The following is a 24,694-nucleotide window of genomic DNA, read 5'->3' as shown; positions in this document are numbered from 1 at the left end:
TAATTTCTCTGAATTTAAAACTGCCTATCCAACAAAAATAGAGGTTTCCCACCACAGTGGAAAACCTCTATAAACCTTGTCATAACAATGTTTTGAAAGACTATGCGTCTGGATTTGCGTTTTCGTCTTTGAGACCGTATTTTTTGTTGAAACGGTCCACACGTCCGTCGGCTTGTGTGAATTTTTGACGACCAGTGTAGAATGGGTGTGAGTCTGAAGTAACCTCAACACGTAATAATGGATAAGTGTTGCCATCTTCCCATTCAACAGTTTCTGAAGATCCTTTAGTTGAACCTGAAAGGAATTTGAAACCTGTTGTTGAATCCATGAATACTACTGGTTGGTAATTTGGATGGATATCTTGTTTCATACGTTTTTTCGCTCCTTTGCCCTGATCCATTTGCTGTATCAGAGTTATTTTGTCGGTATACAACAATGCTATCTTACCATGTTTTCAGTTGGTATGCAATTATCTTTTTGGATTTCTTTTAATTTGTTTGCCAAACGAAACATCATGGAAAACTTCAAATAATTGTTGATTATTTTGGGTCCGTTTTAACATTTTTATGAATTGATCCGTATATTCCAGCGAGTCTCCTGACATATTATTTCTCAATTTCCACGTTTCTTCTAGTTGTTCTGGTGTCATTAGCAATTCTTCTTTTCGCGTACTTGATTTTTTAATATCAATTGCTGGGAAAATACGGCGCTCTGCTAATTCACGAGATAAATGGAGCTCCATGTTGCCTGTGCCTTTGAATTCTTCATAGATGACATCATCCATTCGGCTACCTGTATCCACCAATGCCGTGGCTAAAATAGTCAGACTGCCCCCTTCTTCGATATTTCTGGCAGCACCAAAAAATCGTTTAGGTTTGAAAAAAGCAGCTGGATCTATTCCGCCACTTAAGGTTCGACCACTAGGCGGGACCACTAAATTATAGGCCCTTGCTAAACGAGTGATGCTGTCCATTAAAATAACTACGTCCCGTTTATCTTCAACTAAGCGCATTGCTCGATCCAGAACCAATTCAGCAACTCGCGTATGATTTTGTGGTTGTTGATCAAAAGTTGAAGAAACCACATCGCCTTTAACGCTTCGCTCTAAATCAGTCACTTCTTCAGGACGCTCGTCAATTAACAACAGAATCAATTCCACATCAGGATGATTTTCTGTAATCCCATTAGCAATTTCCTTTAAAACACTTGTTTTTCCCGCTTTTGGCGGCGCTACAATTAAACCACGTTGCCCAAAACCAATTGGGGCAAATACATCAATCATTCGTGTTGATAATCTGCCAGCCGTGGTTTCTAACGTTAATTGTTTTTCAGGATACAACGGTGTTAGCGCTGGAAAATGTGGCCGCTCTTTCGCTTCTTCAGGATCTTTCCCATTGACACTTTCAACATGCATGAGTCCATAGTAACGTTCTGATTCCTTTGGCGGACGCGCCTTGCCAGCTACTTTGTCCCCATTTCTCAATCCGAAACGACGAATTTGAGAAGAAGAAATATAAATGTCTTCTGCACTTGGTCCATAATTAATTGGCCGCAAAAAGCCATAACCATCCTGAGAAACAATATCTAAAATTCCTTCCATGAAGAAAAACCCTTGCTTCTCAGCTTGTGCACGAATCACAGCTAAAGACAATTCTTTTTTGTTCATTTGGCTATAATAAGGAATTTTAAACTCTTTCGCGTACGCATAAATATCTTTTAACGTACTATTTTCCAATTCAGCCATTGTTAAATAGTCGCTCATTGATCCACCTCAAACGGACCTTCTTGTTCTTCGGTTTCTAGCATTTGAATATCAGCGCCCAAAGCAGTTAACTTTTCGATAATGTGGTCGTACCCACGTAAAATATATTCTACATTATAAATTGTGGTCGTACCTTCAGCCATCAAGCCGGCAGTGACTAAGCAAGCGCCTGCCCGTAAATCAGAGGCGACTACTTCTGCACCGTGCAATTGATTTGGACCATTTAAAATAATCATATTGCCTTCAACCGAAGCATCAGCCCCCATCCGCACTAACTCAGGGATATGCTTATTTCGTTGAGCATAAATCGTATCAATAATTTCACCAGTTCCTTGCGCTTTTAAAAGTAATGGCGTTAACGGTTGTTGCAAGTCTGTGGCAAAACCAGGATATGGATAGGTTTTCACCATTGTCATTTTCAGATCATGTGACGGATGAACTTCAATCATGTCTTCTTCAATTGTCATCTTAACGCCCATTTCTTGCAATTTCGCAATGAAGCTTTCTAAATGCTCATAAATAACATTTCGAACTTTGATTCCTTCACCCATAGCTGCTGCCATAGCTAAATAAGTCCCAGCTTCAATTCGATCTGGAATAATCGAGTGACGACAACCATGTAATTCTTCGACACCTTCAATCCGAATAACGTCCGTTCCAGCTCCTCGGACTTTTGCACCCATGTTATTTAATAATGTAGCAATATCAATAATTTCTGGCTCACGCGCAGCATTTTCAATAATCGTTTTGCCTTTGGCTTTAACTGCGGCTAACATGACATTGATTGTAGCGCCAATAGATACCATATCCATAAAAATTCGTGTTCCTTGTAAGCCAGCTTCGTCTGTTCTCAAGTACATCGCCCCATGTTCGTTGGTTACATGAGCGCCTAATGCTTCAAATCCTTTGATATGTAAATCAATTGGACGAGGTCCTAAGTAACAACCGCCAGGTAAGCCGACAACGCCTTCCCCAAATCGACCAAGAAGTGAGCCCATAAAATAATAGGACGCACGTAAGCTATTGATTTTTCCTTTTGGCATTGGCACAGAAACAACTTCTGTTGGGTCAATAATTAATGTATTATTTTCAAAAGTAATTTTAGCACCCATAATTTCTAAAATTTCAATTAATGAGTGAACATCCTGAATGTCAGGAACGCCATCTAAAGTCACGGGCGAATCTGCTAAAATAGCAGCTGGAATTAAAGCGACCACACTATTTTTGGCGCCGCTAATGGTTACTTCGCCCTTTAATGGACGATTCCCATTGATTACGATTTTTTTCATTTATATTCTCACCTATCTGTAATATACGTTTTCTAAATAAACTACCCAATCATTCTATCATAATCAAGCTTAAGAAAAAAGAAAACTTCTCAGGTATTTTAATAGAATGAAAAAATAACAAAAAATAAAAAAGACAGCCACGTGCTGTGGCTGTCTTTAACGTAACTAGTTGATTAAGCTTTGTTAGCTGAACCGAACCAATCAATGTGTTCTTCTGCATCTTTGATGATTGCAGCTTTACCTGGTGCTAATAATTTACGAGGGTCAAATCCTTTACCTTCTAAATCTTTACCAGCTTCAATATATTCGCGCGTTGCTTTAGCGAATGATAATTGGAATTCTGTATTTACGTTAACTTTTGAGATACCCATTGAAATTGCTTTTTCAATTTGTTCTTGAGGAATACCAGAACCTCCGTGTAATACTAGAGGTACATCAGAACCGACAGCTTCAGCAATTGCTTGTAAGTGATCAAATGCTAAACCTTTCCAGTTTTCTGGATATTGACCATGGATGTTACCGATACCACATGCTAAGTAGTCAATACCTGTAGCAACCATTTGTTTACATTCTTCGATATCAGCTAATTCGCCAGTACCGATGATTCCGTCTTCTTCACCACCGATTGAACCAACTTCACATTCGACAGAAATACCTTTAGCGTGAGCTTTTTCAACTACATCTTTCGCTAATTTTAAGTTTTCTTCGAATGGTAAGTGAGAACCATCAAACATGATTGAAGTATAGCCAACTTCGATACATTCTAAAGCAGCTTCGTAGTCACCGTGGTCTAAGTGAATTGCTACTGGAACTGTGATATTCATTGAGTCTACTAAATTAGTAATCATGTCTTTAGCTACTTTGTAGCCGCCCATGTATTTAGCAGCGCCCATTGATGTTTGGATTAGAACTGGTGCTTTTTTAGCTTCTGCTGCTTCTAAAATCGCTTGTGTCCATTCTAAGTTATTTGTGTTATAGCCACCTACTGCATAGCCGCCTTTACGTGCTGCTTTTAAGAATTCTGCTCCTGATACTACTGGCATAAAAAATTCCTCCTAAGTTTTTAAAAACTTTATTTGTTAGGTGTTCCCTAACCAACGGTTCTATTTTAGCAGAATTCCTGACACTTTTCTAGTAAAATTCCCTTTTTCAGAAAATTTTTGTCTATTCTTTCACATAACCTTCATTTTTATAAAAAAACCTCCAGTTTTCCCGTTATCACTTTGGGATCTGAAGGCCGACTTGCTATTTTAATTTTTTCTTTGGCGGATAACGTTTCACCTTGTAGGATTGAAGCTCAGGAAATGTTCCTGTACTATGAAAAATCCGTTGTTCATCTTCATTAGCAAAACGCCCTAAAACCGATTGTGTTGGTAAAATATTTACAAAGGCATTCTCATCGATACTGTAAACTGCCTGTTCTAAATCATAGAGTTCATAGCGAGTAATGACCATCATAATCATTCGACCTTCTGCACCTGAATAGCCGCCGATTGAAGGCAACAAGGTCATGCCACGAGCGATTTGTTGAGAAACTTCTAAGGCAACGGCTTCTGGTCTCGTAGTGACAATCATAGCTGTGACTTTTTGGTGACTGGTATGAATCATGTCGACCACCTGACTCAAACAGTAAATAGAAATAATAGTATACAACGCACTTTCCCAGTTAAATACAAAACCAGCCAACAGCACAATAATACCATTTAATAAGAACATAAAATTACCAACTGTTTTCCCTGTTGTTTTTGAAAGAATCAGTGAAATAATGTCCATGCCGCCAGTGTTAAAGCCCATTTTCAATGAAAGCCCTGCGCCAACGCCGACTAAGACACCACCCATAATTGCGTTCATCAAAGGATTCGTAGTGACTGTTACGATTGGCACAAACATAGTCACAACGGAAATGCCAATAACATTGATGAAACTAAGAATCGTTGATTGTTTCCCTAATTTTACAAACCCTAGAATGAAGACGGGAATGTTTAAAAATAAAATGAAGATCCCTGTATTAATATGAATTCCTAAATTTGTATATAATAATGTAGCAATGATTTGCGCAATTCCGTTCATCCCTGCCGAAAAAACTTTTGCCGGAATCAAAAAGAAATTCAAACCGACCGCAGAAGTCAAAGCGGTTATCGCCATCACTGCTATTTTTTTTATCGATTCATTTCTTTGGTAAGTACTAACCAATCGACTCATTTTTCTTCGCTCCTTCGCTATTCTTCTGACTTAGAATAACAGGTTCTATCCTAAAAGAAAAGGGGCTAAAAGCGAACATTGAAAATTTTTTTTGCAACGTTTACATGAAAGAATGCGGGAAGATATCCCTAAAAATTGATCTTCTTATTTCTCTATTCAAAATGATTCTAACCTAACCTTTTTTACTATTTCATGATATGATGAAGCAAAGAATATTTTAGGAGGTTTTTACATGGCTGCAAAAGAAGCAAGTTTTGATGTAGTTTCAGAGGTCAATATGGAGGAAGTCAAAAACGCAATTCAAATTGCCTTGAAAGAATTGAAAAATCGTTTTGACTTTAAAGGGTCAATTGCTGATATTAAATTGGAAAACGATAAACTAGTAGTCGTAGCTGAAGATGATTATAAAGTCGAGCAAGTGAAGGATATTTTATTTGGAAAATTAGTCAAACGCAATGTTCCGATTAAAAATATTCATTTTTCAGAAAGTGAAAAAGCCTTAGGCGGTACCGCTCGCCAATATGGTGATTTAATCAGTGGTATTGATAAAGAAAATGCAAAAAAAATCAACACAGCTATCAAAAACTCTGGTATTAAAGTTAAGTCACAAATCCAAGAAGACAAAATTCGGGTAACTGGAAAAAGTCGGGATGATTTACAAAAAGTCATGGCTCTTTTACGAGAATTAGATTTACCCATGGCTCTTGAGTTTAATAATTATCGCTAAAAAAATCCTTCAACTGTTAATGAACAGTTGAAGGATTTTTTTGTTTTGGTACCGGCCATTCTTGATTATTCAATAAAACGATTGGTCGGCGTTGGATTTTTCCTGAAAAAGCGGCAATTGCTTTGAAAACCTTTGGCATAAAATAAAACGCATTTAATTCTTCTAAATCCAGTTCTTCTTCTGCCGTAAACGAGACACAAACCTCTTGTTCTGAAAGCATAATTTCAATTTTCTTTAAAAATTGAAGTTGCCGCATTCCCGGCACGAAATAACCAGCCTTTGCAACACGAGAGGTTGTAATATCTAATTTATCACTAATGATTAGCGCTAGCGTCATTAGCTCTTCCGAATCAAAGCCGTTACTATGATTTTCTATAGAAGATAAAATTTCTTCTTGATAAGGCAAACAAATCTTTTGCTTACGAAAATATGCTTCTGCAAATTGTTTCCCACGAAGTGCATGTCCTGCTTTTCCTTGTAGCGCACCCACATCATGGAGCAGTGCCGCAATTTTTGCCGCCTCTAAATACTCCTCTGAAACAGCAAGTTGTTTCAAAATCATTTCCGTCATGGCTACGACATTGTTTACATGAAACCAATTATGGTATGCCCACCCAGCTTCTTCATCTTCCATTTGACCAATTGCATCATAAATTTGTCGAATTTCAGTATCTTGATGAATGCGTTCAAACAGCTTCATTTATTTTCTCCTTAAAATTAGTTACTGTTCCAAAAATTCTTTTAACTCTGCAGGATTTTTTTCGCTGTTTAAACCAACAATTAAACGAATCCGCGCTTTCGGTCCGTTTAAACCACGGGCAAAAACGACCCCCATTTTTTTCAAGCCAACGCCACCACCAGCATAATCATAGATATCTTCAGCAATGCCATTGGAACAACGAGAAACTAAAACGACTGGAATCCCGTTATCTAGCATTTTTTGTAATGCTGGGAGCGTTTCTGGCGGTAAATTACCCGCGCCTAGCGCTTCAATTACTAACCCATCCGTTTCTGGGGTGTTTAATAATTCAAACATCCGTTCACCCATCCCCGCATAGGCCTTCACTACGTGAACATTTCCTTTCACAGAAGAAACATCGCAAACTTCTTGCGGTAAGACCTCTTTCGCAAAAAAAGCACGTTCTTTCGCAATGGTTCCTATTGGTCCAAAAGTTGGCGTCCGAAACGTCGCTACGTTCGTTGTATGTGTTTTAGTCACATAACGCGCCGTATGAATTTCATCATTCATCACGACTAAAACACCTTTATCGTACGATTCGTCTGAACAAGCAGTCCAAATAGCACTGATGAAATTATACAAGCCATCACTACCGATTTCGTTACTTGACCGCATTGCTCCTGTTAAAACAATGGGGATTTTTTTCTCTAAGGTTATATCTAAAAAATAAGCAGTTTCTTCTAATGTATCTGTTCCATGCGTAATAACCACGCCATCAATTGGTTCAGAATAAGCTTTTTGAATCCGTTCTTTTAATTGAAACATCCGTTCTAAGGTCATGTGTGGTGAGGGAATATTAAAAATATCTTCAACAACTAAATGAACCTTGCCAGAAAATAATGCTTCTTGTTCCATCAACGGATTTTTTTCATTCGGGGCAACACTTCCTCCTGCTACTTTCGACATGGAAATGGTCCCACCTGTATGAAGGACTAAAATGGTCTTCATTTGTTTCCTCCTTTGTTTTCTTTATTTTTTAACCAAAATTGTTTCACTTGTTGAATAAGTTGTTCATTGGTGTTTGCCTTTCGATGCGCCAACCAATGCGGCGGAAAGAAACGCTGGACACTTGGTAATTCAAATCGTTCGTCTAATAACAACACAAAGCCTTTATCTCGCGCATCTCGAATGACACGTCCAGCCGCTTGCAAGACTTTATTCATACCAGGAATTTGATACGCAAATTGAAACCCTTGCCCTCGCTCTTCTTGATAAAACGTGCGAATCAGTTCTTGCTCCGGATTCATTTGTGGTAGCCCGACACTAACAATTATCGTACCAATCAATCGGGTACCTTTCAAGTCAATTCCTTCTGAAAATATACCACCTAAAACACAAAAACCGATGAAAGTTTCTTGAGGATTCTCTTTAAATTCAGCTAAAAATGCTTCTCGCTCTTTTTCGTTTAAGTCCGTTCCCTGAATTTGAGTTTTTACTTGCGGGTAGCGTTGGCTAAATACTTGATAGACATCATCCATATAGGCATAAGAAGGGAAGAAAATTAAATAATTACCTGTTTTTGTTTCACTTAACTTCCCTAAAAGTTCACTAATCTGTGGATAACTTTTTTCACGGTTTTTATAGGTTGTTTGAAGATGACTACCAATCATCAACAATTGATTTTCTTCTGGAAAAGGATACGGAATCCGATAACGTAGGCTTTCTTCACCTCCACCAAGCACTTCTTGATAATAATTCAGAGGTGTTAAACTTGCCGAAAATAAGATACTCGCTTTCCCTTTATCTAATCGTTGTGACAATAAATAAGCAGGATCGACACAAAATTGTTTCACAACGCAGTCATAGTTTCGCAAAGAAATAGACGTATAAAAGCCGTTGTCGTAATACTCGCTGATTCGAAGATAACTTAAACAATCAAAATAAAAACTGAGAATCGACGCCAATTCCTCAATGTGTTGATTTTCTGGCAACCATTCTGCAATTACTTCTGTTAATCGATGTATCTGTTTAACTAATGAATCAATTGGCGCGCGTTGGGCAAAAAAATCCGTGTCTTTTTCTTCGCAGATTGCTTCAATATCATCAAACGTAGTTAAGACTTTTTGACAAGCTCTTTTTAATTGAACAGATTCTTTTTGCAATCTTTTTTGAATTTGCAAAACCGCATTCCTAGAAATAGCGGCCGAATACATCTCCCGTGAACGATTAACCAAATTATGGGTTTCATCCACTAAAAAAATATTCTCTTCTGCACTTTGGGGTTCTTCAAAGAAGCGCCGCAAATAAACCGTTGGGTCAAATAGATAATTGTAATCGCCAATAATTAAATCACACCAAAGACTTGCATCTAACGACAACTCGAATGGACACAATTGGTGCTTTTGTGCATACCGTTCAATAACCTCTCTCGTTAAATGATTTTCATGTTGCAATAAATCCCACAGTCCCTCATTTAAACGATCATAATAGCCGTCAGCAAACGGGCAATGTTCTGGTGTACAATTTCGTTCAGTTAAAAAACAAATTTTATCTTTTGCTGTCAACGTAATACTCTTAGTTTGCGCTTGTTTTTCGGACAGCGCTTTGACGGCATCTTCAGCCACTTGCCGCGTGATGGTCTTAGCTGTTAAATAAAAAATCCGTTCACCTTCTTCTTCACCAATTGCTTTCATCGCTGGAAAAAGAGTGGACATTGTCTTGCCTGTTCCAGTTGGTGCTTCCACGAAGAGCCGCTGTTTACTAAGAATTGTTTTATAGACGGCTACCGCCAATTCTCGTTGCCCTTTGCGATACTCCCCGTAAGGAAAACTAAGATTTTTTAATGATTTATTTCTCAAAATACGCCACTCTTCTTTAAAAATTACCCACTGTTCATAGCGCTTCATCAAATCAGTAAAAAACTCCGCTAATGCAGCTTCTGTAAAATAGCGTTCTTGTCGTGTGATTTGTTTTGTGGTGGTCTGATAATAAGTGAGTTGAAGCGTTATTTCAGAAAGTTGTTCTTGTTGGCAATACATGTGACCATAACACATCACTTGATACCAAAACAATTCGACCTTTTCTGGCGGCAATTCTTCAAACGCTGGTTCGGATGTTTTAATTTCATCAATGACCACTTGCCCAGTTTCTTTCACAAAAATGCCGTCTGCACGACCTTCTACACAATAATTATGGCCATTTAAAGGCACCTCAATTTTTAAAGATACTTCCTTTTGATAAAGGCTCCCCGCTTCCTTTTGCAACATTCGATGAAGGTGACTACCTTCTTGTGGTGTATGTTCACTCACATGGCGAGAATCGATACTTCCCCGCCTTAAAATAAATTCGACCACTTGACGAACCGCAATTTTTCTCGTTGATTTCACGTAATCCCACCTATCTGCCTCCCTATTATAGAACATACATTCGCTAAACAAAAGCAAAAAATCCAAAACGAACACAATCATGCATTCATTCTGGATTTCTCTTTAGATTATCAACAATTAAAAACAACTTGTTTCTTCTAACTGTTTGGTTTCTTTTCCATTTGCTTTTGCCACGACCAATTGCGCCATTTGTTTAAACGAATTATTTAAACCAATGCCACCCTTTTTGGGCATCTTCACAATTGGCACTTGCTGATAATAGTGACTGACTGCTGGATTTTCTTCTGCCATCGCTGCAATTGCAGGAATGCCCGCAGCATTAAACTTACAAGCTAGACGAGCAGCCATTTCTCCAAAATTAGGATAATGCATGGCAGGTCCGCAAAGAACCGCATCGGCATGAAACTTTTTTGCAAAGCCAATAAATTTCTTTGCTACCTCTTCCTCGTTTTCCAAATAATATTGGTCACCACAATAAAGTGTCGCAACAATTTCCGCTCCTTGCTTCTGTAAAAATGGTAGCAATGTTACCCCTGGACCTAAGGGAGCTTTTTTACCACTTGGTTTCAGCTGAGCTTGTTCATCACTGCCAAATCCTGCTAAACTGTGGTTTAAGACTAAAAGGATTTTTTTCACGCCTATTTCCTCCTTATTTATAAATCATCGAAGTCAAAGGAATCAAAATCTATTTCTTCACTCTCTTCTTCTTGTGCTTTCCATTCTTCACGTAAATATTGGTCATCCATAACTCGAATAAAAGGATAATAAATGAACATTCCTAGTACCAATAAGAGAGCTTGCAGAATTGATCCTTGCCAACCGCTGACTAAAAATCCTGAGATAATTGGTGGGGTCGTCCACGGCAATTGAATACCGTTCGTCAATGGAACTAAGCCCCAATCCATAGCAAAATAGGCAATAATAATATTAATTGCGGGTACTAAGACAAATGGAATTAAAAGGATTGGATTTAAAACAATTGGCAACCCAAAAATGATTGGTTCGTTAATCCCAAAAACACCAGGAATTAGTGAAAGTTGCGAAAGCTTTTTAATTCGTTGACTTTTACAGAATAAGACCATCACAATGATTAATGAGAGTGTGGAACCGGCGCCACCAAATGTTGCAAACATATCTTGAAATTGTCCAGTGATGATGTTGGGAATTTCATGACCGTCTTTAAATGCTTGTAAATTTTCAACAGACAATGCCCGCAAAACAGGATTAAAGACTGCGCCAACCACACTACCTCCGTTAATGCCAAAGAACCAAAAGAAGTGTAAAAATAAATAAGCAATGCTCATTGCACCTAAGGTATTACCAAGACTCAATAAGGGCGTTTGTAGAAATTCAAAAATAACATCTTGTAAATTACCATAAGGAGTTAAAGCAGCCAGCCAATTGACTAAAAACATGAGAGTAACAACTAAAAAACTCGGAATCAGGGCCTCAAAAGACTTAACCACTGTTGGTGGCACTCCTTCTGGCATTTTTATTGTCCATCCTTTACGAACAATGGCCACAAATAAACGAGTTGCAATTAATGCGACAATCATTCCTAAAAACAAGCCACTGGAACCCATCCATTTTAAAGGTAAACTAGTAACTTCATAAACCTTTGAACTATTTTCCGGTGTAAATAATGTTTGATAAGGCGTTACAATAAAAAATGAAACCAATGCGATAATTCCTGCTTGCATTGCATCCACATTGAATTGTTTCCCTAAACTATAGGCAATACCGACAACGGCCAGAATGGTCATTACATCAAAACTAGCACTAGCTGGAACAGACATCATTGTCGCCCAGTCTTTACCAAGCAAATGAGACATCCAAGTATCCCATTGTGGCAAAGGAAAATTAGCAATTAATAAGAAGACCGAACCAACAATCAACAAGGGCGTTGATAAAAGGAAGCCATCACGAATCGCTACTAAATACTTATTTTCTCCTATCACTTTTGCCAAAGGGGTCAATACGCGCTCTAACCAATCCAAAAATTTTTGCACGGTCGTCACTCCTATCTATTATTTTTTATTTTGCTTAATTAACCGCAGCGCTTCTTTCAATGCTTTTTCGCCATCCATCATGCCATAAATTTCTGGCGCAATTGCAGCGACAGGAATCCCTTGAGGAGCAAATTGTTCTTTTGTTTTTTCTAATAAAAAACGGACTTGTGGTCCTAATAAAATAGCAACAGGCTTCTCTGCTTCAACCACTTCCTGTGCTCTTGCAATAGGAAAAGCAGTAATCATTAAAGGCATTTGATGTTTTTCAACCACTTCCATCATTTTATTCACCATAATACTTGTAGACATTCCTGCATCACAAAAAAGATAAATTTGTTTTTTACTCATGTTCCTTCACTCTCCTCATTTATTCAATTGGTGCTTTGATTCTTTTTTCATAGGCCGCTAACCATTCTTGTGAAATCGGCTGAATCTCTGTGGTATGATTCTTGCCTGGATTTGCAATATAAATTTCTGGTTGCTGCATATCAGTACCAACCGTAAAAGTAAATTCCACATTCGTAGCTACGCCCCAGTCTCCCTGTTTGTTCATGGCCACCAGTGAAAAAGCTCCTGCTTTCCCATAACGTTGGGTCAATTTTTCGTGAAAAGCATAGACCGCTTGATCACATGCTTGTTGTGGCGAGCGCCCTTCCCCCATTAAACGGACGATTTCATAAGAAAGACAGCCTTTCATTAAATCTTCACCTAATCCTGTAGCCGCAGCACCACCAATTTCGCTATCAACATAAAAACCAGAACCTGACAGTGGTGAATCACCAACACGTCCTGCTTTTTTCATGAAGAGTCCCGAACTGGAAGTGCCAGCTGCCATTGATCCTGTTTGGTCTAACGTAATAGCGCCGACGGTATCATGCCCATCATAGGGGTTCAACTGATTTTCCTGAATTTCTTTTAAACGCTTTTGCCACCATTGATTAGCGCGTTCTGTCAACATATTCTTTCTTTCAAAACCGTGCAACATTGAATATTTCGTTGCACCTACGCCAACACGAAAACTATTAAACTTCTCTTTACTTAATGCTTTAGCCACTGAAATCGGATTTTTAACATCTGTAATTCCTGCCACAGCACCAATTGCAAATGTGTCTCCATCCATATAGGCAGCATCCATTTCTAAAATCCCTTCCTCATTAGGTAAACCGCCGTAGCCCACTGACTTATAAAAAGGATAGTCTTCTACTTCTTTAATTAATTGTTCCACGGCCGTGCCTGCAGCACCTCCTTGTTGTAATTCTTCTGTAGCTTTTAGTAACCCATCATGTGCCATCCGCCATGTCGCAATTGCACCCCAAGTCATTTTCCATCCGCCCTTTCGTTAACGCTTACATTTCTCCACCATTATAAACTAGTATATACTGTTTTGTATATACTGAAAACGAAATTTTATACAGAAAAATAAAAGATACACGTATGCGACCTCTACGAAACACATTGGCTCCTTCTCATACGTGTATCTTCTATTGGTTTTACGCTTCTGTTAATGCAATCATCGCTTGCATATAGATTTCCATATTAAGCAGTAAATCTTTTTCATCCATATATTCATCTTGGTTATGCGCAATGCCTTTTTGACCAGGAAATGATGGACCAAAAGCAACGATATTCGGCATAAAACGAGCATACGTAGCACCGGTAGTTGTGACTGGCGTCCCATCTAAGCCAGTAATTTGTTCATAAACCTTGGTTAATTTTTGAACATTGCGCTCATCTTTTGGAAACAGCGTACTAGGGAGGCGGCGGATGACGGTCACTTCACTTTCTGGAAATAGTGCCTTCGTTAGCTGCGTGGTTACTTCGTTTTCTGTAATAGAAACAGGATAACGCACGGCCAATGATAACACCAATTGCTGTCCTCGTTTTTCCAACGCATAGGGCGTTAAAATCAATTGCCCGCTATCCTGATCCTTAAAGTCCAGAGCTACTCCTTCGCCATAGTGCTTTTCATGAAAACTAGCCGTTAACCAGTCGAAATACTGTAATAAATTTCCTTTGACTAACTGTTCCTCGCTAATTTTCTGTGCCAATAAAGTAATCGCGTTCTTGCCTAGTTCTGGCGCATTGGAAGGAGCACGTTTTCCCGTGATTGCTGTTGTTTTTCCTGCAATCACCACACTTAATTGATCAGGCACATGGTCTTTTGCTTGATCACCCATAATATGACCAATTTGTTCACTTGAATCATCTGGGATGGTCGTTGTGATTTCATAATTAACAATCCCTCGCTCCCCATAAACTACTGGATATTTACAATCTGGAGTAAATCCAAAAACGGGTGCGTTTTCCTTCTCTAAATATAAGGGGATATCTCCACTCCCACTTTCTTCATCCGTGCCAAACATTAAGCGAATGGTTTTCTTTGGTTGGTAACCAAGTTCTTTCAGTAATTTCATTCCATACAGGCAAGCCAAGATAGGACCTTTATTATCTAGAATTCCTCTACCATACAAACGTTGATTTTTTTTCGTTAATTGAAAGGGCGGCACTGACCAACCAGAACCTTCTGGTACTACGTCTAAATGACCAATAATTCCCAGATATTCTTCCGCTGTTCCCCATTGCGCATAGCCAACTGCGTCATTGACAATCCCAGTTTGAAAACCATAACGCTCTGCCAGTTTCAGCGTTTCTTCCAAGGCTCTTTTCGGTCCTTCGCCAAAAGGCGCCTCTTTTTTAGGCGACCCTTTCACACTTCGAATCGCCATAATTTTGTTTAAGTCTTCATAAAATAAATCTTTTTGAGCGGCTATTTCTTCTTTGATCTTCATTCGTTCCAAGAACCTCCTAGCTCCACTTGGTTGTTTTCAGACGGGCTATAGCGGGTCAGTGTGTTTTTAAACGTGTACCGATCTGCTCGATATAAAGAGACATCATATAAAATGGGGGTTGCATCAAGCGCATAGGTGATAGAGTGGACTTGTAAAAGTGGTTGGCCCACAGGAACATTCAATAATTCTGAAATTTCCGCTTCAACTAAAATTGCTTCAATTTCTTGATGCGAATAAGCAATCTCGACGTTTTTCTCGATTAAGCAGAAAAGAGAGCCCTCGAAGTCTTGCTTCGTATGGCCTTGTACGTATGCCTGTGGCAAATAAATTTTTTCAACTGTCATTGGCTCGCCATCTAACATTCGGCGGCGAATCAGTTCATAAATTGCCTCATTTTTGCCCACTTGGAGCGCCTCCCGAATTTTCTCATCGGGATGTACTACTTCTTCAAAGGAAATGACTTCTGTCTGGCTTTTTTTCCCGTAAGCTTTGGCTGCCTCAGTAAAACCTTGTAAGCCAGCGCGACCACTTTGAATTTTCGCTTGTGACATCACATAACTACCTTTACCATGTCGTTTTACCAAAATATTTTTGCGAATCAAATCATCAATCGCTTTACGAATGGTCAAGCGACTGCAGTTGTATTCTTTAGCTAAATCATACTCTGAAGGTAATTTTTGTGCACTTACATACAGACCATCTCGAATTTTCTTTTCAATTTCTGCAGAAATTTGCTTAAATTTAGGTGCATTTTCTGTCATTTCATCGCCTAACTTTCTTCAAAAAATAAATTCCCTAGTATATACCACACTGTCTATACTAAATCAATTTTTAAGAAACCGCAATCATTTGTTGTGTTTCTTAAAAATCAAAAAAGAAAGCGAGCCACAAGTCGGTTGGACTTGTGGCTCGCTTTCTTAGGAAAAAATATGCTATTTCCCTTTCATCCGTTCTTTGCCTTCTTGACACATATAGAGTAGCGGACAGGCTTCACATTTAGGCGCTCTTGCTAGGCAGTGATAACGCCCAAAGAAAATCATGGTATGGTGCGTTTTCACCCAGAGTTCTTTCGGAACTTTACGCATTAAGGTCTGCTCAACTTCAGTAACATTCGCATTTAGCTTACAAATTCTAAGGCGCTTGGACACTCGTTCCACATGTGTATCTACTGCAAAAGCCGGTTCGCCGAAAGCATCTCCCATTACTACATTGGCTGTTTTTCTCCCCACGCCAGGTAAACTGACCAGTTCATCTCTGGTTTGCGGAACTTCTCCATTGAAACGTTCTAAAAGTTGTTGTGCGCACGCTTTAATATTTTTTGCTTTATTGCGATATAAGCCAATGGTTTTTATTTTAGCAATAATCTCCTCCACCGGTGCAGCTGCTAAAGCTTCTGGTGTTGGAAAAGCTGCGAATAAACCAGGAGTCGCTTTATTTACCGATACATCGGTTGCTTGCGCACTTAAAATCACAGCAATTAATAATTCAAAAGGATTCTTATGTTTTAATTCACATTCTGCATTTGGAAACATCTCATACATAATTTCAATAGCTTCCATCGTTTTCTCTTTTGATAGCATGGCCCACCTCCTTTTTATTCACTGTCTTCTGGATTTAACCAATTGTGTAATGTAACCTTTGGTAACGCTTCTTGTGTCTGACCTTGTTGTTCAATCTCATTTTGAATCATAGAATCTTTTCGTTTTTTCTGATCAGCAGCCACTTGTTCTTTGGTGGTAATATTTTTACGCTCCCACGCAAGTAAAATACGATCAATATATTTCAAACTATACGCCTGATTTAAAACGGCTTCTCGCAACGCTAACCGGATTAATTCAGGGGAATAATGGTCTGTGTTCAACCACTGACCAATCATTTCTAATTCAATTGGTGAAAGTGGACGTCCGAATTCTTTTTCAAAGCCTTGGTAAAGCTGTTTAATTTCATCTTCGTGGTTTGCGACAACTTGTTTTTCTTTGCTCGTTTGTAAAAATAATTGAATCTTTTGAAAAACAGGCAGTAAATCATACGTATCCATCATTTGACCTTTTTGGTTTTGTTGTGTTTCAATTCGAATAAAACCGCGAGAAACCAATTGATTTAATAACTTATAAATCGTATCTGGCGTTTTACCCATCGTCTCTGCAATCGCCATTAAGTCTGGAAATAAATCGCCTGCATTTTGCGAACGAAAAAGTTGCAGTAAAAAGAGAAATTCATCATCTTTCAAACCAATTTTTTGGTAATGATCAAATAGTAAGTTTGAGATTGTTGTTTCACCAGCTTCTAAATATTCACGAATTGATAACATTGTTGTTGTCCACTTCCCCTTGCTTGTTTCACTTATTGCACTTGATAAACATCAAAATAAATAGCTTTCATATAATCAATTAAATAACTAGGATTCAATTCTTCTCCCGTTGCATCAAAAATTAATTGATTTGGTTTACGTGAAGCGCCGTACTGATGAATATGTTGTGTTAACCATTTACGGATATCAGAATAATCCTCCGAAGCTAAAATTTCATCAACAGATAATTCTTGTTTCATTGCGTGAAATAGTTGCGCGGCGTACATATAACCCAAGGCATAAGATGGGAAATAACCAAAGCTACCTCCAGACCAATGAACATCTTGAAGGACGCCTTCTAAATCATTTTCAGGTGATACGCCTAAGTACTCTTGGTATTTTTCGTTCCACACTTTTGGCAAATCAGCGACTTCCAAAGAACCATTAAATAACATTTTTTCAATTTCATAACGAATAATGATATGCAAAGGATAGGTGAGACTATCGGAATCAATCCGAATCAAACTTGCTTTCGTTTCTTTTAAAGAAGCATAAAAATCTTCAAAAGTAATATCATCAAAAGTGCCTTCTGCGCATTCTTGGAAAAACGGGTATTGTTTTTGCCAAAAAGCTCGGTTGCTACCAATGATAATTTCATTAAAGAGCGATTGTGATTCGTGAATCCCCATAGAGGCGCCTTCGCTTAGTGGCGTAAAGTCAAATTTAGGATCAAAATTTTGTTCGTACATCCCATGACCCGCTTCATGAATCACACCAAATGTTGCCATTGAGAAATTATTTTCTTCCCAGCGCGTAGTAATCCGCGCATCATTTCGATTTAGAGCTGTCATAAATGGATGAACTGTATCATCTAATCGGCCTTTTGAAAAATCATAGCCTAATTGTTCAACCACACCAATCACAAAACGGCGTTGTTGTTCTTTGGTCATTTTTCTAGATAAAAAGTCAGTTCTAGGCGGCGTACCTTTTTCCGCTAAAACGGTCCGAATTTCTTGAATCCCTTGTTTTACTTGGTCGAATACTTGGTCTAGCTTCTCAACCGTCATCCCCGGTTCAAATTGATTTAATAACACATCGTACGGTGTTTTTTCTTCTTTTTGCCAATAAGGAATGAACTCCTTTTGGAACGCAACGACCTTCGTTAAGGTTTCTTCTAACAAGCCGAAATCTTGTGCAGCGCGTGCTTTTAGCCAATCTGTATGTGCTTGGTTTAATACTTTAACATATTCTTGCATACGTTCAGCTGGAACATTTTTATTCAAAGCATATTCTTCTTTTACTTTTTCAAAAACCAGTTTCCCTAATTCAGATAATTCTTCAGGGCGTGTCTCAAAATAGGCCAATGCTTCTTGAATAACTGGGCCAATACTTCGTTCAAAATATAATCCGGTTAAATACCCTTCTACTTCTCCTCGAAAAGGACTACTTTTTTCTGGCATCCCAGTTGATGAATCCCAGTCTAATAATGTCAAGGCATTTTTTAGTAATTGAATTTCTTTCACTTCTTGTAAAAATACAGCTTCCTTCATTTTTTACACCAGCTTTCTTAGTCTTCCCGTGGTTTTCTTGGTGGACGTGTTCCCCAGTATTGGAATAAATCTGTTCGTAAGGCTCCGTTGTAAAGCTTCCGTTTTTTAGTAGCTTTGGCACCATAATATTCTTCAAAAGCAAGATCACTCGTCAGTATATACTTGCTCCAAGTAGTTAACGGACGGAAAACATGGCCCATTTCTTTATACAAACGACGAACACTTTCCTCTTCTCCTAAACGCTCACCATAAGGCGGGTTAGCTACCATTACACCATATTCCTTCTCGGTTGTAAAATCTTTTAAGGCCAATTGTTTAAAGGTAATTGAATCACCTAAACCAACTTCCTCAGCATTCGCTCGTGCGACTTCAATCATTCGCCCATCAACATCTGAACCACAGATATCTAATTCAACATCGTAGTCTGCCTTTGCCTCGGCTTCGTTACGTACTTTTTCAAAAATTGCTGGATCAACCCAATCCCATGTTTCACAAGTAAAACTACGATTAAAGCCAGGGGCAATGTTATGGCCAATTAATGCTGCTTCAATACAAATCGTTCCAGAACCACAAACTGGATCATAAAAAGGACGATCTTTGCGCCAATTGGTCAACATCACTAAAGCAGCTGCCATGTTTTCCTTAAGAGGTGCGCCCCCCTTTTCAATGCGATAGCCCCGTTTAAATAAACTTGGCCCAGTCGTGTCCAACGTCAACGTCACTTTATCTTTTAGAAGAGCCACTTCTAATTTAAACAAAGCTCCTGTTTCGGTTAAGGGCACCGTCGCTGGACGATGGTAAACTTCTCTTAAACGGTTAACAATGGCTTTTTTGGTGATGGCTTGGCAATCAGGAACACTATACAACTTTGATTTAATTGATTTACCTGCAACTGGAAATTCTGCATCTAAAGGCAAATAATCTTCCCAAGGAAGTGCTTTAACTTTTTCAAATAATTCATCAAAACTATAGGCGTTAAATTCGCCAACGACGATTTTAATCCGATCTGCTGTTCGTAGCCATAAATTGGCAGTAGCAATTGTTTCAACAGTGCCTTCAAAGACGGCCCGGCCATTTTCTACTTCACAGGGAATCCCTAAATCACGCAATTCTTTTCCAACTAATGCTTCTAAGCCACTAGCAGCTGTTGCAACAAGTTTGAATGTTTTTTCTTTCGTCATAAAAACTCCTTCTTGACTCTTTTTTATTGTCTGAAGCTAACAGTCCTGCCGACTACTGCTCCGCTTGTTTTTTGTAATTGTCCGCTTTCTCTGAACTAAACGGTCCTGTCCCGGCCTCTTTAGAACAGACAGCTTACTACTTTTATCTCAGTTTCTTTATTTTAACATTTTTTTATTCTTTTCGTAAAAAAAGCCTTCACAACTACGTTGGAAGGTCTTCCTGAATTACTTGTAATTTTCTATAAGCCATGTTCTGTATCACCAATTCTTCAGGAAAAATTGGTGACGGTCATCATCTATCTGCAGAGTAAACTCTGCCTCTTCTACTCGTTCATTTCCTTTAGAAGAGCGCCCCTACCATTGTTTGGGTTGCTCGCTCGAGGGGTTTACCGCGTTCCACCGATGGAGTTTCCCACATCGCTTCGTCACTGTGGCACTTTCAAGGATACTTTGACATAGTCGAAACCTTAGTCATTTTTCCTGCCGTTACTCTAAAAGAGTACCTTAGCTTATGATTTCGCTAAGCACGAACACTACAAGCATCTCAGCTTGTGCGAGCATGGACTTTCCTCAGCTTGCAAAAGCAAACCGCGATCACCCGAAAATTACAAATCTGTTTAGACGAACAGCAAAAATTTACACACTACAACAAGTGTCCGCTATTCTAACAAATGCTTTCTGTTCCTCGTGAAAACTTGACTTAAATTGTCTTGTTAAAATTGACGTGTTTGTGCATTATCAACATCATGATTCGCTGGTTCTGCAGTCATTGACGGTGCAGAAGGCGTTACAGGTGTTGAAGGTGTTTCATCTAACTTTTTACCAAAAACTTCACGCTCTAAGTTTGATAAACGTTTTAAAATATCAAAGTTGGTCACTGCTGCACTTTTTGGTACTTCTTGAGCAACACGAGGCGTTGGTTGGGCTTTTGATAATTGGTCTAATTTTGCCATTAAGCGGCTGTTTTCTTCTTGCAAGCTTAATAATTCTTTATTATAAGCTTCGTAGTCTTTAATGACATTGTCTAAAAATTCGTCTACTTCAATTGGGTCATACCCGTTCATCATTTTCGTTTTAAATTCTTTTTGTAAAATGTCTTTAGGACTATATACTAAATTTGCCATGTTTACACCTCATTTGTTTATTTACGATAGAAAATTTCATAGTTCCACAAATACTATTGTAACGAAAAATAGCTAGAAAATCAAACAGATTCTCTAATCAATCACCGAGTTTTGTAAATCATCCATTGTAATTAAGCGAATATCATAGGGTTCTCGTTCCGAAAAATGTTGTGCGTCCTTTAAAAAATACTCCGTTTTGCCAGGGTACTCTTTGTCATAAATAAGTAAGCTGCCCCCAGAATGTTCCAAAAGAAATTTTGTATGCATTTTTAATTGTGCTGGCGATTGATAGGGCTGGTGACTTACTGAGTTGATATAATCAGCCAAACTTTCCGCTTTCGTTAACAGTTCTCGATTTTGTTCATTCCAATTATTGCCAAAGTCTTTAAACGGATAAAGTAAACCTAGCTGAACTTCTGGATATTCCGTTTTTAATTCCCCAACTACTTCAGCTGCCCAAAGTTCAACACCTAAATTGCCAGAAATCAAAATCCATTCTACTCCCGTTTCAATATAACTGGCTAACTCTTTTTTTAAGACATTTTTAATAACTGTGATTTTCGGGTCTTTTCCTTGAAATATCCCCAATTCAAAGCTGCGATAACCGGTGACATAGAGGGTTTTTATCATTTCCATAAGTCATCCCTTTTCTTTCAGGTCTTTTTTTTGGTATAATACAGGCTAGGAGTGTGATAAACGTGACGTTCCATTATCCTAACGGAATACCTTATAATCATCATGAAGCACAATCACCAAAAAAACAAGTAAAAAAGAAACGCCCCGTTGAATTTGGTAATCGCGGGATGGATTTCGAAGAAGCGATCAATCAAAGCAATCAATATTATCTATTGAATAAGCAAGCAGTCGTTCATAAGAAACCCACTCCTGTTCAAATTGTTAAAGTAGATTATCCCAAACGAAGTGCGGCTGTTATTAAGGAGGCCTACTTTAGACAAGCTTCAACGACTGATTATAACGGTGTATATCAAGGCCGTTACATAGATTTTGAAGCGAAAGAAACGAAAAATACCACGTCCTTTCCCTTTAAAAATTTTCATCAACATCAAATTGATCATATGGAACAATGTATAGCACAACAAGGGATTTGTTTTGTGCTATTATGGTTTTCAAGCTTAAAACGCTGCTTCTTTTTTAGTGGTGAAAATCTAATAACGCATTGGAAAAACCAAGCAGTTACTGGAAAAAAATCTATGCCGCTTGCACTCATCGAGAAAGAAGGAATTGAATTATCTTTTGGAATCGCACCGCGAATCCCTTATCTCGACGCAGTGGAACAATATATTCAGACACACTAGATTCATAAAGTTTTGAAAGTATAACAAAGGAGTTGCTATTTATGCCAACCGCAAATTCAGGCTCGCGAGCTGCTAGACATGCATCCAACACCTCATCGAAGTCGAGTTACAAGAAAAAGACACAACCGCCGAAAAAGAAAAAACGGCTTGTTTTAAAAATCTTTCTTGGCTTACTTATCGCTGGGATGGTCGCTTTTTTAGCAGGCGTTGGTCTTTTTTGGTTCTATGCACGACAAGCCCCAAAATTAGAAGATGACAAACTGAATGCGACAGTTTCATCGAAGCTTTACGATATTAATAATGAAATTTTTGAGGATTTAGGCGCAGAAAAGCGTGAATTAATTCAACCAAATGATGTGCCTCAATTATTAAAAGATGCCATTGTTTCTGTCGAGGACCGTCGTTTCTATAAACACATTGGTGTGGATCCGATTCGGATTATCGGTTCTGCCCTTTCAAATGTCAAAAATGGTGGATTACAAGGCGGAAGTACCTTAACCCAACAATTAATTAAATTGTCCTACTTCTCTACAAAAGAATCTGACCAAACCTTGAAACGGAAAGCACAAGAAGCATGGATGGCTGTTCGTTTAGAACGTGAAAAATCAAAAGAAGAAATTTTAACTTACTACATTAACAAAGTCTACATGGCGAATGGTTTCTATGGAATGGAAACAGCGGCTGAAAATTATTATGGTAAACATTTATCTGAACTTGATTTACCACAAACGGCCCTACTGGCAGGAATGCCACAAGCGCCAAACTCATATGATCCCTATACAAAACCAGATACTGCTAAAGAACGCCGGGATGTCGTACTCTACACAATGTACGACAATAAAAAAATCTCGAAAGCAGAGTACGAAAAAGCCAAAGCTACCCCAATCGATGAAGGCTTAGTTCCATTAAAAGCCAGTGATGACAATCGAAAAGTCGTAGATAATTACGTCAAAGAAGTAATCAATGAAGTGAAAGCAAAAACTGGTAAAAATGTTTACACAGACGGACTAGATATCTACACAAACTTAGATATGAATGCCCAAAAACAACTTTACGATATTGTCAACAGTGATCAATACGTTGCGTTTCCAGATGATAAAATGCAAGTGGCTTCAACCGTTATTGATGTTGCCTCTGGACAAGTCCGAGCACAGATTGGTGGTCGTCACATTCCTGATGATGTACAATTAGGAAACAATTTAGCTGTTAACACCCAACGTGATGTTGGTTCAACCGTGAAACCAATCATGGATTATGGTCCCGCAATTGAGAATTTAAATTATTCGACAGGTCGCCTCATGGTGGATAAGCCAACGAAATATCCTGGTACCGACATTGATGTCTTCAACTCTGATTTAACATATCAAGGCGTCATTACTATGCGCCGTGCGATTATGGGTTCTCGTAACACGACCGCGGTCCAGACGTTTGATGAAGTTGGTAAAGAAAACATCATGCCTTTCATTAAAGGACTAGGAATTGACTATAAAAACTTAGAAGCGTCGAATGCCATTTCAAGTAACACAAGCGACGTAGATGGCGATAAATACGGGATTTCCTCATTGAAATTAGCAGCAGCATATGCGGCTTTCGCCAATAACGGGATTTACAACAAACCGTATTACGTAAACAAAGTCGTTTTCAATGATGGAACTAGCGTTGATTATCAACCTGATGGCAAACGTGCGATGAAAGACTCTACCGCCTATATGATGACGGATATGTTAAAAGATGTTTTAAACGGTGGAACAGGATTTAACGGTGCCATTCCAGGCTTAATCCAAGCGGCCAAAACAGGGACTTCTAACTATACTGATGAAGATTTAGCGCGAATGGGCACAACAGAAAAAGGAATTGCCCCGGATAGTACCTTTGTTGGTTATACAACACACTATGCCGTTTCTGTTTGGACTGGATACAATGATCGAAATACACCAATCTATCAAGAATACTATGGAATTGCCTCGGATGTTTATCGTGAAATAATGAGTTACTTGTCTCAAAATGTTTCAAACGATGACTGGGTGCAGCCAGACAGTGTTGTGCGGGTAGGTAATGAATTATACGTGAAAGATGCCTATGAGGTACCAAATGTACAAGTTTTACCAAGTACTACCTCTTCAGCACCACAGCCGGAATCTAGCAGTACGGTGGAATCCTCTTCCACAAAAGAAGCGGAAAGTTCATCAAGTTCTAGTTCAGAAAGTGCGCCTTCTTCCTCTGAAGCGCCACCATCAACCGAACAACCGGCAAGCTCTTCCTCAGCAGAGCAACCGGCAACATCGGAACAACCACCTGAACCATCAAGTTCTAGTTCACAAGAACCACCGCAACCACCTGAAAGTAGTTCTAAACCAGACGAAAATAAAGCAGCATAAAAAGTACGGGGC

General features: G+C 38.7%; 23 protein-coding genes and 1 other RNA gene. 3 read left to right on the top strand and 21 right to left on the bottom strand.

What is annotated here, in order from left to right:
- Nucleotides 1–100: 100 nt before the first annotated feature.
- From AB3I72_RS10785 to AB3I72_RS10765, 5 genes are all read right to left on the bottom strand, one after another.
- Nucleotides 101–370: a type B 50S ribosomal protein L31 gene (locus AB3I72_RS10785; protein ID WP_002357967.1), complete on the bottom strand. Its 270-nt coding sequence runs from the start codon at nucleotides 368–370 to the stop codon at nucleotides 101–103.
- Nucleotides 371–469: 99 nt separating this feature from the next.
- Nucleotides 470–1,762 (bottom strand): transcription termination factor Rho, encoded by a 1,293-nt coding sequence (gene rho / locus AB3I72_RS10780; protein WP_002357968.1) that lies wholly within the window; start codon nucleotides 1,760–1,762, stop codon nucleotides 470–472.
- Nucleotides 1,759–3,051 (bottom strand): UDP-N-acetylglucosamine 1-carboxyvinyltransferase, encoded by a 1,293-nt coding sequence (locus AB3I72_RS10775; RefSeq protein WP_128437613.1) that lies wholly within the window; start codon nucleotides 3,049–3,051, stop codon nucleotides 1,759–1,761. Before AB3I72_RS10775 ends, rho begins: the two co-directional genes overlap by 4 nt.
- Before the next feature lie 173 nt (nucleotides 3,052–3,224).
- On the bottom strand, nucleotides 3,225–4,094 hold the full coding sequence (locus AB3I72_RS10770; RefSeq protein ID WP_002357972.1) for a class II fructose-bisphosphate aldolase: 870 nt from the start codon (nucleotides 4,092–4,094) through the stop codon (nucleotides 3,225–3,227).
- A gap of 202 nt (nucleotides 4,095–4,296) precedes the next feature.
- Nucleotides 4,297–5,253 carry a YitT family protein gene (locus AB3I72_RS10765; protein WP_002381974.1) on the bottom strand — a complete coding sequence of 319 codons (957 nt, stop codon included), beginning with the start codon at nucleotides 5,251–5,253 and terminating at the stop codon, nucleotides 4,297–4,299.
- Nucleotides 5,254–5,485: 232 nt separating this feature from the next.
- Between AB3I72_RS10765 and AB3I72_RS10760 the strand changes: the two genes are divergently transcribed.
- Nucleotides 5,486–5,980, top strand: coding sequence for a YajQ family cyclic di-GMP-binding protein (locus tag AB3I72_RS10760; RefSeq protein ID WP_002357974.1), 495 nt, complete (start codon nucleotides 5,486–5,488; stop codon nucleotides 5,978–5,980).
- 16 nt (nucleotides 5,981–5,996) lie between these two features.
- On the opposite strand, the gene AB3I72_RS10755 is transcribed toward AB3I72_RS10760, so the two are convergent.
- From AB3I72_RS10755 to AB3I72_RS10680, 16 genes are all read right to left on the bottom strand, one after another.
- Nucleotides 5,997–6,680: an HD domain-containing protein gene (locus AB3I72_RS10755; protein ID WP_016627391.1), complete on the bottom strand. Its 684-nt coding sequence runs from the start codon at nucleotides 6,678–6,680 to the stop codon at nucleotides 5,997–5,999.
- Nucleotides 6,681–6,701: 21 nt separating this feature from the next.
- On the bottom strand, nucleotides 6,702–7,667 hold the full coding sequence (locus tag AB3I72_RS10750) for an asparaginase (protein ID WP_002357976.1): 966 nt from the start codon (nucleotides 7,665–7,667) through the stop codon (nucleotides 6,702–6,704).
- The gene (locus AB3I72_RS10745) at nucleotides 7,664–10,126 is read right to left on the bottom strand and encodes an ATP-dependent DNA helicase (protein WP_368023911.1); all 2,463 of its coding nucleotides are present in this window, start codon (nucleotides 10,124–10,126) and stop codon (nucleotides 7,664–7,666) included. Before AB3I72_RS10745 ends, AB3I72_RS10750 begins: the two co-directional genes overlap by 4 nt.
- Before the next feature lie 36 nt (nucleotides 10,127–10,162).
- The gene (locus tag AB3I72_RS10740) at nucleotides 10,163–10,681 is read right to left on the bottom strand and encodes a GrdB-related putative oxidoreductase (RefSeq protein ID WP_002361637.1); all 519 of its coding nucleotides are present in this window, start codon (nucleotides 10,679–10,681) and stop codon (nucleotides 10,163–10,165) included.
- A 17-nt stretch (nucleotides 10,682–10,698) separates the two neighbouring features.
- On the bottom strand, nucleotides 10,699–12,054 hold the full coding sequence (celB, locus tag AB3I72_RS10735; RefSeq protein WP_002384702.1) for a PTS cellobiose transporter subunit IIC: 1,356 nt from the start codon (nucleotides 12,052–12,054) through the stop codon (nucleotides 10,699–10,701).
- An 18-nt stretch (nucleotides 12,055–12,072) separates the two neighbouring features.
- Nucleotides 12,073–12,402, bottom strand: coding sequence for a PTS sugar transporter subunit IIB (locus tag AB3I72_RS10730; protein WP_002357981.1), 330 nt, complete (start codon nucleotides 12,400–12,402; stop codon nucleotides 12,073–12,075).
- Between the two features lie 19 nt (nucleotides 12,403–12,421).
- The gene (locus AB3I72_RS10725) at nucleotides 12,422–13,375 is read right to left on the bottom strand and encodes a N(4)-(beta-N-acetylglucosaminyl)-L-asparaginase (RefSeq protein ID WP_181033832.1); all 954 of its coding nucleotides are present in this window, start codon (nucleotides 13,373–13,375) and stop codon (nucleotides 12,422–12,424) included.
- Between the two features lie 169 nt (nucleotides 13,376–13,544).
- Nucleotides 13,545–14,843 carry a Sapep family Mn(2+)-dependent dipeptidase gene (locus AB3I72_RS10720; protein WP_368023910.1) on the bottom strand — a complete coding sequence of 433 codons (1,299 nt, stop codon included), beginning with the start codon at nucleotides 14,841–14,843 and terminating at the stop codon, nucleotides 13,545–13,547.
- A complete protein-coding gene (locus AB3I72_RS10715) occupies nucleotides 14,840–15,604 on the bottom strand; it encodes a GntR family transcriptional regulator, LSA1692 subfamily (RefSeq protein WP_002361633.1) in 765 nt (254 codons plus the stop codon). The genes AB3I72_RS10720 and AB3I72_RS10715 overlap by 4 nt, the downstream gene beginning before the upstream one ends.
- Nucleotides 15,605–15,775: 171 nt before the next feature.
- On the bottom strand, nucleotides 15,776–16,423 hold the full coding sequence (gene nth / locus AB3I72_RS10710; protein WP_002357985.1) for an endonuclease III: 648 nt from the start codon (nucleotides 16,421–16,423) through the stop codon (nucleotides 15,776–15,778).
- Nucleotides 16,424–16,437: 14 nt separating this feature from the next.
- On the bottom strand, nucleotides 16,438–17,154 hold the full coding sequence (locus AB3I72_RS10705; RefSeq protein ID WP_002361632.1) for a DnaD domain protein: 717 nt from the start codon (nucleotides 17,152–17,154) through the stop codon (nucleotides 16,438–16,440).
- A gap of 32 nt (nucleotides 17,155–17,186) precedes the next feature.
- Nucleotides 17,187–18,683 carry a carboxypeptidase M32 gene (locus tag AB3I72_RS10700; protein WP_368023909.1) on the bottom strand — a complete coding sequence of 499 codons (1,497 nt, stop codon included), beginning with the start codon at nucleotides 18,681–18,683 and terminating at the stop codon, nucleotides 17,187–17,189.
- A 17-nt stretch (nucleotides 18,684–18,700) separates the two neighbouring features.
- Complete coding sequence (locus tag AB3I72_RS10695) at nucleotides 18,701–19,864, bottom strand: class I SAM-dependent RNA methyltransferase (RefSeq protein WP_002357989.1); 1,164 nt, start codon at nucleotides 19,862–19,864, stop codon at nucleotides 18,701–18,703.
- Between the two features lie 237 nt (nucleotides 19,865–20,101).
- Nucleotides 20,102–20,470, bottom strand: an RNA gene (rnpB, locus tag AB3I72_RS10690) — RNase P RNA component class B.
- 107 nt (nucleotides 20,471–20,577) lie between these two features.
- Nucleotides 20,578–20,988: a cell division regulator GpsB gene (gpsB, locus tag AB3I72_RS10685; RefSeq protein ID WP_002357990.1), complete on the bottom strand. Its 411-nt coding sequence runs from the start codon at nucleotides 20,986–20,988 to the stop codon at nucleotides 20,578–20,580.
- Nucleotides 20,989–21,081: 93 nt separating this feature from the next.
- The gene (locus AB3I72_RS10680; protein ID WP_368023908.1) at nucleotides 21,082–21,624 is read right to left on the bottom strand and encodes a DUF1273 domain-containing protein; all 543 of its coding nucleotides are present in this window, start codon (nucleotides 21,622–21,624) and stop codon (nucleotides 21,082–21,084) included.
- 62 nt (nucleotides 21,625–21,686) lie between these two features.
- Here AB3I72_RS10680 and recU point away from each other — a divergent pair, with 62 nt between their 5' ends.
- Both recU and AB3I72_RS10670 read left to right on the top strand, forming a co-directional pair.
- Nucleotides 21,687–22,304 carry a Holliday junction resolvase RecU gene (recU, locus tag AB3I72_RS10675; RefSeq protein WP_002388848.1) on the top strand — a complete coding sequence of 206 codons (618 nt, stop codon included), beginning with the start codon at nucleotides 21,687–21,689 and terminating at the stop codon, nucleotides 22,302–22,304.
- A 41-nt stretch (nucleotides 22,305–22,345) separates the two neighbouring features.
- Nucleotides 22,346–24,682: a PBP1A family penicillin-binding protein gene (locus tag AB3I72_RS10670; protein ID WP_002360569.1), complete on the top strand. Its 2,337-nt coding sequence runs from the start codon at nucleotides 22,346–22,348 to the stop codon at nucleotides 24,680–24,682.
- The last annotated feature ends 12 nt before the right edge of the window (nucleotides 24,683–24,694 follow it).

This window comes from Enterococcus sp. GC34, assembly GCF_040886645.1.
In the GTDB taxonomy this organism is placed as follows: Bacteria; Bacillota; Bacilli; order Lactobacillales; family Enterococcaceae; genus Enterococcus; species Enterococcus faecalis.
Note: the sequence above shows the minus strand (reverse complement) of the source record. Positions and strands in the feature narration are given on the sequence as shown.